The 12277-nt window shown below is 50.8% G+C and carries 9 protein-coding genes and 1 pseudogene; 8 read left to right on the top strand and 2 right to left on the bottom strand.

All coding sequences use genetic code 11. The features are described 5' to 3' along the window. Window positions 1-33: 33 nt before the first annotated feature. The 7 genes from WDY75_RS25250 to WDY75_RS25220 all read left to right on the top strand — a co-directional run bounded on the left by WDY75_RS25250 (window position 34) and on the right by WDY75_RS25220 (window position 10365). A complete protein-coding gene (locus WDY75_RS25250) occupies window positions 34-3945 on the top strand; it encodes an S-layer homology domain-containing protein (RefSeq protein WP_063478720.1) in 3912 nt (1303 codons plus the stop codon). 339 nt (window positions 3946-4284) lie between these two features. Next, window positions 4285-5328 (top strand): BMP family protein, encoded by a 1044-nt coding sequence (locus WDY75_RS25245; RefSeq protein ID WP_036641008.1) that lies wholly within the window; start codon window positions 4285-4287, stop codon window positions 5326-5328. A 71-nt stretch (window positions 5329-5399) separates the two neighbouring features. Further along, window positions 5400-6893: an ABC transporter ATP-binding protein gene (locus WDY75_RS25240; protein WP_063478721.1), complete on the top strand. Its 1494-nt coding sequence runs from the start codon at window positions 5400-5402 to the stop codon at window positions 6891-6893. Then, window positions 6893-7960: an ABC transporter permease gene (locus WDY75_RS25235; protein ID WP_036641012.1), complete on the top strand. Its 1068-nt coding sequence runs from the start codon at window positions 6893-6895 to the stop codon at window positions 7958-7960. The genes WDY75_RS25240 and WDY75_RS25235 overlap by 1 nt, the downstream gene beginning before the upstream one ends. Further along, on the top strand, window positions 7944-8867 hold the full coding sequence (locus tag WDY75_RS25230) for an ABC transporter permease (protein WP_036641013.1): 924 nt from the start codon (window positions 7944-7946) through the stop codon (window positions 8865-8867). The genes WDY75_RS25235 and WDY75_RS25230 overlap by 17 nt, the downstream gene beginning before the upstream one ends. A gap of 90 nt (window positions 8868-8957) precedes the next feature. Continuing rightward, entirely contained in the window at window positions 8958-9632 is a 675-nt protein-coding gene (locus WDY75_RS25225; RefSeq protein WP_036641015.1) for a sulfite oxidase-like oxidoreductase, read from the top strand. Window position 9633: 1 nt separating this feature from the next. Beyond that, window positions 9634-10365 carry a nucleoside phosphorylase gene (locus WDY75_RS25220; protein WP_063478722.1) on the top strand — a complete coding sequence of 244 codons (732 nt, stop codon included), beginning with the start codon at window positions 9634-9636 and terminating at the stop codon, window positions 10363-10365. A 110-nt stretch (window positions 10366-10475) separates the two neighbouring features. Here the strand turns inward: WDY75_RS25220 and WDY75_RS25215 are convergent, their stop codons facing one another. Together WDY75_RS25215 and WDY75_RS25210 are read right to left on the bottom strand one after the other, a co-directional pair. Beyond that, on the bottom strand, window positions 10476-10946 hold the full coding sequence (locus WDY75_RS25215) for a DinB family protein (protein ID WP_006208472.1): 471 nt from the start codon (window positions 10944-10946) through the stop codon (window positions 10476-10478). Window positions 10947-11103: 157 nt separating this feature from the next. After that, window positions 11104-11391, bottom strand: a pseudogene (locus WDY75_RS25210) (TipAS antibiotic-recognition domain-containing protein); the annotation flags it as partial. 338 nt (window positions 11392-11729) lie between these two features. On the opposite strand from WDY75_RS25210, the gene WDY75_RS25205 reads away from it, so the two are divergent. After that, complete coding sequence (locus tag WDY75_RS25205) at window positions 11730-12251, top strand: TetR/AcrR family transcriptional regulator (protein ID WP_063478723.1); 522 nt, start codon at window positions 11730-11732, stop codon at window positions 12249-12251. Window positions 12252-12277 lie beyond the last annotated feature (26 nt).

Below are 12277 nucleotides of genomic sequence, written 5' to 3'. Positions count from 1 at the left end.
CTGATAGGTGCCGATTAAATGAAGGAGGAGATTATGAGAAGACGTTCAGGAAAAATCCTGCTATGTATAGCACTGCTGCTGATGCAGTTGAACCTGATGCATGGGTCCCCGCAAGCTTTTGCAGCTGCATCTGCTGCAGCTCCAAAGCTGGTTGCCGGGTACTATCATACGGCTTCGCTCGTTAGCAGCGGTGATGTGTATGTATGGGGGCAGGGTGACAGAGGGCAGATAGGGGATGCTGCATGGAATGCTCGGAATACACCGGTGCAGGCAAGAGGTTTGAATGATGTAATGGATATTCACACCGGAGTTCGCAGTACCATGGCGCTCCGGAGCGATGGGACGGTATGGACTTGGGGATCGAATGAGAATGGGCAGCTCGGGATCGGAACGACAGCGGATAAGAATGTTCCGACGCCAGTAAGCGGGTTAAGCGGAATAAAGGCAATCTCGGGAGGCCTGGGCTATCACAGCATGGCTCTCACGGAGAACGGGACAGTGTGGACTTGGGGAAAAAATGACAACGGTGAGCTCGGAAACGGAACGACAGTCCAACAAAACTCGCCGGTCCTTGTTATCGGATTAAGCGATGTTACAGCGATTGCAGCGGGAGGGTACTACAGTCTTGCGTTAAAATCGGATGGCACCGTATGGGCATGGGGAGCGAATGGAAACGGAGAGTTGGGTGATGGCACGATTGTTGATAAGCATACTCCGGTTCAGGTTTCCGGCTTGAGCGATGTCATTGCCATCACGGCAGGAGGTTCCCATAGCTTAGGCATTAAACAGGATGGAACGGTATGGGCATGGGGAATCAATATGTATGGCACGCTTGGGGATGGTACCCGGACGAATCGAACCATTCCGGTGAAAGTCAGAAACCTCCAACATATTAAGGCAATAGCCGGGGGCGGGCACCACAGCCTGGCGCTGGACCAAGAGGGCAACGTATGGGGCTGGGGGGACAACAGTCGGGGACAGCTTGGCCTAGGTCATAACTCTTCCAGGACAACTCCGGAACAACTAACGGGCATCGAACATGTTCTTGATATTGCGGGGGGTGGCTTTCATAGCGCAGCCTTAAAAAAGGACGGCAGAGTTTGGGGATGGGGTCTGAACAGCTCGGGTCAAATCGGAGATGGGACAAGGAACGACAGAAATGCACCTGCATTAACAAAGGCCGTGCTGGATACAACGGCGCCGGATACAGGCAGGGGAATGTTAAGTCCTTATCTTATAACGGTGGATTCCATCGGGATCGAGTGGCTAGGAGCCTCGGATAATTTAACCGAGCAGGATGAATTGCAGTATTTATTATATGCATCCCACAGTCCGAATATCGGAACTGTCAGCCAAATCGAGCGGAATGGAATACCGATAGGGAGTTATGCCGCTGGTCAGCTCAAAGTAGTGGCAGACCGTCTTAACGAAGGTTCGGACTATTATTTTAACGTAATTGTGAAGGACGCTGTAGGGAATAAAAGCGCCTACAATATGCTGAAGGTTGCCACGAAATGGCCGCAAATATATACACTAACCTACGATGGCAACGAAAACATGGCAGGGAATGTTCCGATAAGCGGAGAGCTGTTTGCCAGAGGAGACGAAGCTGACATACAGGATAATACTGGTCAGCTGACGAAGGACGGTTATTCGTTTGATGGTTGGAATACGCAGGCTGACGGAAACGGAATCGATTATCCTGTCGGCAGCAAGCTCGTATTTGGTACAGAGAACATCAGGCTCTATGCCAAATGGAATAAGAATCCCGATCCTGTGAAACTTGAGGCCGTGTCGTATGCACCGGCTCATCAATCTGCAGGGGTTGAGATGAATGAAACCTTGACGGTTACATTCAATGAAGAAGTAACGGCGGTATCCGGTAGATCGATTCTGCTTAGAGACACCTCTGATCAGCATATTGCAGAACGTATCGATGTTGGCGATACGGACAGGGTTTCGGTTATTGGAAACACGGTGGTCATCAATCCGTTGACTGAATTCGATTATGGCAGAAGTTATTACGTCGAGATTGAGCCAGGGGCTTTTACAGGCAGCCACTCGGGAAGGAGTTATGGGGGGATTCAAGGAGAGGATACATGGAGCTTCACGGCCAAGGAGCTGACAACTCCGGTGTACGATACCACGCTGCAAGAATTAACGCTGAATTCTTCCGTGGAAGCAGTGAATTTGAGCCCTGCGTTTAGCAGATTTCACAATGACTACACGGCTCAGGTAGGCAACAAGACAGATCGCCTCACGGTGACTGCACTGGTCTATGATGCCAACGTAGTGGTAACGGCGAGTGTTTATGGAGAAACTGGAGGATTGGAAGCAGGACCGATCGATATCATCTCCGGTCAAGAGAGCCAGGATATTCCTCTTGCCGTAGGGAACAGCCGGATCGAACTTGCCGTGACGGCACCTTCGGGTCAACATCATAAATACGTTATACATGTAACGCGCGCACCTTCCTCGGGAGGAGGGACTACACCCGAGGAGCCTGGTGGCGGGGGTACACCTATCGAACCTGGTGAAGGAGGCGGTCCGGGAACTCCGGGGGGAGGTTCATCACCGGGAAGCACAGGATCAGGGGCTGCTTCCACAGGTTCATCCGTTCCTGTTGAATCTAACCGAGTGAATGTCAGGGTTACACTGAACAATAAAATTCAGGAAGGGATGGTTACAGGCTTGTTCCATGAGGCAGAAGGACATACCGTCGTATCGATGAAGCTGGATACGGCCAAGCTGGAAGCCCGTTTAAAGACTGTGGAATACAATCCGGTGATCATCATCGCTCTTGCACAACCAGCGGATCATATCTCCCTGGAATTAAGCGGAACGGCAATGGACCAGCTTAAAGCTAAGCAGGGAGCGATTGAAATCCGTTCATCTCTAGGAACCTTCCATCTTCCTGCTGAGGAGGTATCTTCAACCCGCTGGAGAGCTCCGAGGGGATTTGACAGAACACTTGCAGCTGATCAAATCTTGGTTTATGTAACGATAGCGGCCAGCGATGCTGCGAAATTAAGGTTTATTCAACAGACTGCTGAGCAAGCTGGCACTAGACTTGTCGGTTCCCCTGTTGATTTTGACATAACTGCTACAGCCAATGATTTTCCCTTGCGGTTAGAGCAGCATAAGCAATATATGGAGCATCGGATTTCTTTGCCGTTAGGGATGCAGAATCCTATAACAACGGCTGTTAGGGTGAGTGAAAGTGGAGAATTTATCCCTATTCCGACAAGATTGGAAATGAAGAAGGATGGAAGTCTTGAGGTCGTTCTGCACAGTTTCGTAACTGGAACGTTTGCCTTCATATTCAATGAAATCCGTTTCGCTGATGTTCAGCATCATTGGTCCGGTGATGCGGTGAATGACCTTGCCTCGCGCATGATCCTTAACGGACGGGGGAGCGGCAAGGACACCACGAGCATGGATCAGAATGAAGTGGTCGTACAGTCCTTCGCCCCGAATGCCCAAGTAAACCGTGCGGAGTTTGCAGCCATGATGGTGAGGGCACTCGGTTTGCAGGAGGGGCAGGAAGAGGTTTCCGCCTTTAAGGATGTCAGCTCAGACGCCTGGTATAGCGGTGTGCTTGCATTAGCTTCACGATATGACCTGCTTCAAGGATATGAGGACGGCAGTTTCCGTCCGGATCAAGCCATCACACGTCAGGAGGCTATGGTGGTGATGGCGAGGGTTATGGAGTTGACTGGTTTAAATCGTGTTGTGGATGAAAACGAAGCCGTATTCGTTCTGTCATCATATCAGGATCATGACGAACTATCCGCAAGAGTAAAGCCAGCAGCTGCTGCACTAGTGAAACAAGGGATTGTGCAAGGAGATGCCGCAAGGTTAATGCCATTGCAGAAGTTGTCCCGGGGTGAAGCGGCGGTGATGCTGCAGCGGTTACTGAAGGCGGCAGGGTTGATTGATGGATAGGCTGGAATTTCATGTTTGAAGGGGATGCCGTGAGGCGTCCTTTTTTCTGTCCCTATGGATTTTTGTGTGCAGCATCGTATAACATGACATAATTAGAAAATATTGCGTTTTCATCTGGAATTTCCGCCAGAAAGTGTTGATCAAATGTTGGCAATTTCCGAACATTATCGACATTTGGATAAGGTAATGTTCTGTGATATACGCAGTTTTCCACCAAATTTTTGCTAAAAAACACATTAAACTACATAAAACGCTAAAATTTTTGTTTTGACATCTGCTTGTCTATACCATAGGATAATAGTATAAAAAGTGCTCAACTTAGGAGGATAAGGTCAGGAAATGAAAAAGACATGGTCAATTCTATTAACACTCGTATTATCCGTTGGATTGCTTGCAGCTTGCGGCAACGATGATAAGTCTACTGACACTGGTGCAGCGAATGGCGGTTCAGAAGGATCTCAAGATAAGAAACGCATTGCACTTGTACTTCCTGAGAAGATCGGTGTTAATCCTTTCTTTGCATTAATGGATGAAGGATTGAAAAAAGCAGCTGCCGATTTCAACGTTGAAGTGAAGACGATTGAATCGACTGACCCGGCCTCGATCGAGCAAAACCTGCGTACGGCCGTTGCCGAGAAATATGATCTGATCATTACTTCTACCTTCCAGATGGAAGATGCACTGAAGAAGGTTGCACCGGAGAATCCGGACGTGCCTTTCGCCATTATCGATACAGTGGTAGATTTGCCGAATGTCCGCAGCGTTGTATTCCGTGAACATGAAGCAGCTTATCTGCTGGGTGCAGCAGCTGGACTGGCTACGAAGACAAACAAGGTTGGCAACGTGGTTGCAGACGACATTCCTATTATGCATAAATATATGACCGGCTTTGCCGAAGGCGCAAAATCGGTAAACCCTAACGTTGAAATATTTGTTAACTATGTCGGCGGATTTACAGACCCGGCTAAAGCGAAGGAACTCGCACTCCTCCAGAATTCCAAGGGTGCCGATTTCGTTGCTGGCCTCTCTGCTGTCGGTGACCTCGGCGTGTTTGAAGCCGCAAAGGAAAAAGGCTTCTACGCTTCCGGACAAGATACGGATAACACGGGCACGGATCCTGAGCACGTTGTGCTTGCTCAATTGAAAGGCACAGACGCTGTTGTGTACGAAACAGTTAAGGACTTCTCGGAAGGCAACTACTCATTCGACATTCGTGACTATGGCCTGAAAGAAGGCGGCGTAGGTCTCACTTACGTTACCCATGAGAGCAAAACACCGCTCAATCCATTCATTGGACAAGACATCGTGGACCAGCTCAAGGTGATTTCCGACGATATTATCGCCGGAAAGATTAAAGTAACCAACGCATTGGAACAAAATTAATTCTCACCTGGACCGGCTGCCACATGAGCAGTCGGTCTTTCATTCAGAAGCGAAAGGAAGGCATAACTTCGATGCTACTCCAGATGGACAATATTACAAAAAAGTATGGCGAGTTTAGCGCAAACCGCGGCATTGATTTTTCGCTGCGTGCGGGTGAGGTTCATGCGATTGTCGGGGAGAATGGTGCAGGCAAAACAACGCTGATGCGGATATTGTACGGGATGGAGCAGCCAACCTCGGGTACGATTCGGCTGAATGGCAAGGAAGTTTCGTTTGCGAGCCCGGAGGGTGCGATTCGCGGCGGCATCGGCATGGTTCACCAGCACTTTATGCTGTTTCCTACGTTTACAATTGCCGAGAATATCGTGATTGGCAATGAGCCGGGCTCCGGTGCCAGGTTTGACCGCAAGCAAGCGGTGAAAACGGTGGATGGACTCTGTGAGCAATACGGAATGAAGGTTGATCCGCGCGCAATCGTGAGCAGCAGTGCACCGGGTGTACAGCAGCGGGTTGAAATATTGAAGGTGCTGTATCAAGGTGCCGAAATCATTATTCTGGATGAGCCGACAGGCGTGCTGACGCCGCTTGAGGTGCAGGAACTCCTTGAGGCCATTAAACAGCTCTCTAAACAGGGCAAAAGCTTTATTCTGATTAGCCACAAGCTGAATGAAGTTCTGGATGTGGCTGACCGGATTACGGTGCTCCGCGACGGTGCGGTTACCGGCGTTGTGGAGAAGGGAAACACGGATGCCCGTCAGCTCTCCCGCCTTATGGTAGGCCGCGAGTTAGCGGAGCTGGATAAGAAAACGATAACGCCGGGTGAGAAGGTGCTTGAGGTATCGGAGGTTTCGATTCGCGGAACGAAAGGGAAGCCGGTGCTGGATGGCGTGAATATACAAGTCCGGGCAGGCGAGGTTGTCGGGGTTGCCGGCATTTCCGGCAACGGTCAGTCTGAGCTGCTACAGGTGATTTCCGGCTTGGCTCAGCCCGACAGCGGCCGGATAGCCGTATCGGGCAAGGATGTTACCGGTATGTCTACGCGTGAGATAAGAGAGCATGGGTTAGCCCACATTCCGGAGGATCGTTATGTATGGGGAGCTAACCGTACGGCAACCGTGATGGATACCGGACTTATGGGTCACCATCGCCGTTTGCAGAAGGGCGGCTTCCTTAAACTGAAGGACATCCGCTCGCTTGTTTCCGGTTGGGTTCAGAAGTTCTCCATCAAGACGGGGTCTTTGGAGACAAGCACCCAGTATTTATCCGGCGGCAATCTGCAGAAGCTGATTGTTGCCCGGGAACTTGAGCAGGGAACCCCATTCCTGATCGCTGCCGAACCGACGCGCGGCGTTGATATCGGCGCCATGGAGACCATTCATGGTGAACTGCTCAAGCGGCGTGAAGAGGGGACAGGTATTCTGCTGGTATCTTCTGAATTAACGGAAATTTTGAAGCTGTCCGATCGGGTTCTGGTTATGTTTGAAGGTCGGATTGCAGGTGAGTTGTCAGCGAAGGAAGCGACAGAAGAGAAATTGGGACTGCTGATGGCGGGAGGAACCTTGTAATGAATAAATGGACAAAATTGACGCTTCCGCTGCTTCAGCCGATTGCGGCGATCATGGTAGGTTTGCTCGCGGGGGCGATTGCCATCATGATTGCCGGAGGCGACATTCTGGAGACCTATGCTGAGATGTGGAAGGGCGCCTTCGGCGGCATGTATTTCTTCACGAATACGCTATCCCGGGCGACACCGATCATCCTGATTGGTCTGGGTGCGGCATTTGCATTCCGCGCCGGATTTTTTAACCTGGGTGCTGAAGGACAGATGGTGTTTGGTGCGCTTTCCGCCGCATTGGTCGGTTTATATATGCCGGGACCCGGCTGGCTGGTGTGCATCGTTGCCATCATTGCAGGTATCGTTGCGGGTGGTCTGTGGTCGGTGATGGCCGGATATTTTGACGCCAGATTCCGGGTTAACCTGCTGATCTCCACGCTGCTGCTGAATTATGTGGCTGTACTGTTTGCGGGTTATCTGGTTGCCTATCCGCTGAAGGACCGTTCAGGTTCTGCTGCGATGGCACAGTCCGAAATGCTGGACAACAGTGTCTGGCTGCCGAAGCTGATCTCCGGCATGCCGCTGCACGTAGGGTTTGTGCTGGCTGTGCTTGCCGCGTTAATTATATTCGTATTATTGAAGCGTTCCGTGATCGGATACGAGGTCCGGATGCTTGGCGGCAATCCATTGTTTGCCCTGTTCGGTGGGGTTAAGCGTGGTCCCATGATGCTTGGCGCGATGTTCTTCAGCGGCGGCTTGGCTGGTCTTGGCGGCGCTGTTGAAATACTGGGCTCTCAGTATCGTTATATTGATGGCGCATTATCCACGGCTGACTATGCCTGGACGGGCATTATGGCTGCATTGTTGGCAGGGTCGCATCCGATCGGCACGCTGATTGCATCGATTTTTTTGGCCGCATTGCAGACAGGCGGCATGGGCGTCGAACGAAATACGGAAGTGCCGCTTGAAGTGGGAGCCATTATACAAGCCGTGCTGATTCTGTTTATTTCCGCCCGATTCACATACAGCTTCCTGAAGCGCAGAAAGGGGAACAAATCCGATGGAACAGCTGTTTGATCTTGCATTAATCAACTCGGCCCTGCGTGTGCTTACTCCGATCCTGCTTGCAGCCCTCGGCGGTGCCCTGTGTTCGCGCGTCGGATTGTTCAATGTCGGTCTGGAAGGCTTTATGCTGTTGGGTGCTTTTTCCGCCGTGGTGGGGAATTACTTTTTCGGTAATGTCTTTTATGCGATTTTGTTCGCGATTGCGATCGTCTCGATATTTTCCTTTATATTTGCCTATCTCAGTATCAATCTGCAGGCCAACGTCATTGTGGTTGGTATCGCGATGAATGCCTTGGCTGCCGGATTGACGACATTTAGCTTACGGGCTATTTTTGACGTAAAAGGCGCATTTTATGATAATACGATGGTGGGACTGCCGAAATGGAACATACCGATTATCGAGGATATTCCGGTGCTGGGTCCGATCCTGGCTGGCCTGACACCTCTTGTATATCTGTCCTTTTTGATTGCGGGCTTGATGTGGTATTATTTCTATCGCACAAAGAGCGGCTTCCGTTTCCTGGCTGCAGGTGAGAATCCACTCGCTGCCAAAAGCGTGGGAATCCGCGTAAGACGTTATCAGTATGGCGCTGTGCTGGCCAGCGGCGTGTTATGTGCGCTTGCAGGCGCGCAGCTGTCACTTGGACAGGTGACGATGTTTACAGAAGGCATGACGGCCGGGCGCGGCTTTATTGCGCTGGTGGCAACGATGCTGGGCCAATCGGGTCCGCTTGGCGTTACGGCGGCAAGCCTGCTGTTCGGCTTTATGGATGCACTGAGCATCCGGTTCCAGGGCCTCGCACTGCCTACACATTTCACGCAGATGCTGCCTTATGTCGTCACGATTCTGGCCATGTTCTTCTTTAAGAATAAAAGCTTCCAGCAGGATGCACTGAAGCAGGGCTCAAGCTCCAGATAGGCGCATACGCCGCGCCGCGATAACCGGAAATTGAGTCCTCCAGACGTTAAGCGGTTGTGGATACGATCCAGCATAGAGGAGATGAACTTGGTGCACAAAAAAGCAGAACGTTTGAAAAAAATGAAGCCGGTGGCAGCTAATAACCTGACGGATGAACAGCGTGCCAAACTGCCGCCGGGGCAGACGCTGACCGAAAAGTTTCCTATCCTGCATGAAGGGGACGTTCCTCGCTACGACATGTCGGAATGGAGACTCAAGGTATTCGGCGAGGTCGAAGAGGAACTGACGTTTACTTATGAAGATTTAATGGCCATGCCAACGGTAACAGTGAACACCGATATTCACTGTGTTACGCGTTGGTCCAAATTCGATACGGTTTGGGAAGGAATCCTGTTCCGGGATTTCCTCGCGGGCCTCAATGTGAAGCCGGAAGCCAAATACGTCATGTTTCATGCCGATCCCGATTACGATACGAATGTGCCGATCGAGGATCTGCTTATGGACAATGTGATGCTCGCCTACCGCTTCAATGGCGAGCCGCTGACGGACAAGCATGGCTGGCCGCTTCGCACGGTCGTACCGCATCGTTATTTCTGGAAGAGCGCGAAGTGGTTGCGCGGCATCGAGTTTATGAAGGAAGACCGCCCGGGCTTCTGGGAACGCAATGGCTTCCATAACGAAGCGGATCCGTTTAAGGAAGAGCGGTTCAGCGGCGAAGCACTGGATATACCTGAAGATGAATGGACACATAAGGAGTTTGACTAATATGTTGATGCCTATTTTGCAAGTGAACTCAGAGGATATACCTGAATTTGTGATCGTCTGCGGCGATCCGAAACGTGCGGAGACGATTTCCCGTAAGCTCACAGGTGCGCGCGAGCTGGCATTCAGCCGCGAGTACCGCACTTTTGTGGGGAGCTACGAAGGCGTTGAGCTGGCGGTTACCAGCCACGGCGTTGGATGTCCGGGAGCTGCGGTTTGTTTCGAGGAGCTGATCCGCGCTGGAGCGAAGACACTCATTCGCGTGGGCACCGCCGGATCCTACCGGGCGGATACCCCTGCGGGAAGCCTTGTGGTCAGCACTGCTGCGATCCGTACGGACGGGCTGACGAAGCAGCTGGTGCCGGACGGCTTCCCTGCGGTCGCGGACAGCCAGGTTGCGGAGGCGCTGTACGAAACAGCACTTGCGATCGGCGAAGGCGTGGTGCGCAAGGGGATTACGGTCACGCTGGACGTGTTCTTTAACGGCGTTGAAGAAGTGCCGCACCAGAAATATAAAGCGGCCGGGGCACTGGGTGTGGAGATGGAAATTGCGGCATTGTATGTCGTTGCAGCCATCCGCGGCGTTCGTGCTGGCGCAATCGTGGCGATGGACGGCTTTGCCGATGCCGATCTGGCGGCCGAGTACGATCCGAACACCAACGTAGTTGCCGACGCAGTGGAACGCGAGATTAACACGGCCTTGCAAGCTGTGGTGAAGCTGGCGAAGCAAGGGTAACCAGTGGGTAAGATAAAAAGCCGATTTCCCGAGAGAGCTCAGGGAAATCGGCTTTTTATTTGTGCGTGAGGGCAGGCGGCCCGGCGCCTGCAGCCCGAACCCCGCGGCCGTTACTGTTTTGCCGGCTGCACAGTGAAGAAAGGGACCTTCGCAACGCCTGCGGCCCGTGCATAAGTAAACAGCTGCCCCTTATGGTGGATTTCATGGTCCACCATGCTGCCCAGCCATACTGATCCAGGGGCTGCAAATCCGTTAAAGTCGAGCGGTTTCTCCAGCTCCGCATCCGACAACTCCGCATAAGCGGCTGTTGTAGCATCGGTTGAAGCTTGGACGATATTTCTAATGTCCTCAATCGTTTCGAACTGGGTAGAGATAGAAGGTGGAGAGAAGGTGCCATTTTTGATAGACAGCAGGAACATCTCGGAGGAGGCGGCAATGTGAACAGCCAATGCACCCAAAGTGTAGGCATCCTGCCAAGGTTTATAATCTAAATGCTCAGTGTGTACATCCTCCAGTAGTTGATTGAGTACCGTGCGATGCTTGCGCCACCGTTCGAATTGTTGCTGACCTTCATGACTCATGATTTAACCTCCTTGATCGATGATAGAATATAGAACTTGGGAACTGCGATTTATGGTGCCAGTACTTGTAAACAGTTCGTCAAGAGATACGGGAATCCTTCCCGATCGGGAGCAGCTTACGCAAAATTGGAGGATGAACAAGATAAGCAAAACTCCTCTATCCATGATCAATATGATGCAAGATAGCAGTATATAAATATTCGGCCAAGTCACCATCGCTGAATTGATTTATATAATTTTTGTAGCGATTATCGCGTGTATACGTATTTGCAATACATGTTAACATTTCAGAGTCACATACAATGGATTGTTCGAGACAGCTTTTCCATTCGATGATCAATTGCTGTACTTCATCGGAAGAAGGGGATTGATTCATACAGGATGCCATTTTTATGAATATCTTCTCCATCTGCTGTTCAAATTCAGATAACAGGCTCGCTTTTTGGGGTCCTCCGCTTTAAAAAGGAATATTCAGTATGTTCCATTTTCCGATAAATGGAGCCACACTGGCTTGTCTGAATAACGCGACTTTTTTCTTTTTGTGGAGCATGTCAAAACTCTCGATATACTTGATCTGAGCGTAAGGATGGTATATTCATTTCTTCACCTCTGTTTTAATTTAGTTTGAATGATGAACTACGACGTAGCGTGATGGTCAAGAAAAAGTTGTTGCGAAAATTAAATCGGCGATATATACTAAACTCAATAGTAATTGGTCAATCAATAATGAATGAATACAAGTGATTGTTCAGAAGTTAAAGTTAAAGTGAAAGGGAGGTCGGTATGGTGGCCAGAGCTTCAACCTCTGTCAATCGGCGGAATGATATCGTGGCAGCAGCTATTGAGGTGTTTGCCGAGATCGGGTACTATCGCGCGACCACGGCTCAGGTAGCCGAGCGTGCGGCTATATCCCAGCCTTATGTCTATCGCTTCTTCACCAAGGAGTCACTGCTTGTAGAGTCGTTGTCTGTCTCCTGGAAGCGCATCGTGCAAGCATTTCAAGTGGTGATTGATTCATCTGCACCTGAGGAACTGGAATCGGGATTGATCCGGGCTTACGAAGGGATCATGCAATCCTATCGCAGTGAAATACTGCTGCAGATGCAGGCACAGACGATTCCGGATGCACCCATCCGCGAAGCGATGCAGCAGGGGATTAATGAGATACGGGATCTTGTTGGAAATGCCTTTGTGTCAGCAGGTTTTGAAGACGCAGATAAGAAAATCTCCGATTTTCTGGCGCGGGGCATGTTGTGTAATGCAGCCATGGCCATGGATATGCCGGATTTAATGCCCAAAAAATAAAGCATGCTCAGGCGCTTTTTTAGTGC

Origin of the sequence: Paenibacillus glucanolyticus (genome assembly GCF_037333485.1) — a bacterium.
Lineage (GTDB): Bacteria > Bacillota > Bacilli > Paenibacillales > Paenibacillaceae > Paenibacillus_AQ > Paenibacillus_AQ glucanolyticus.
This window is presented reverse-complemented; position numbering and strand designations above follow the sequence as displayed.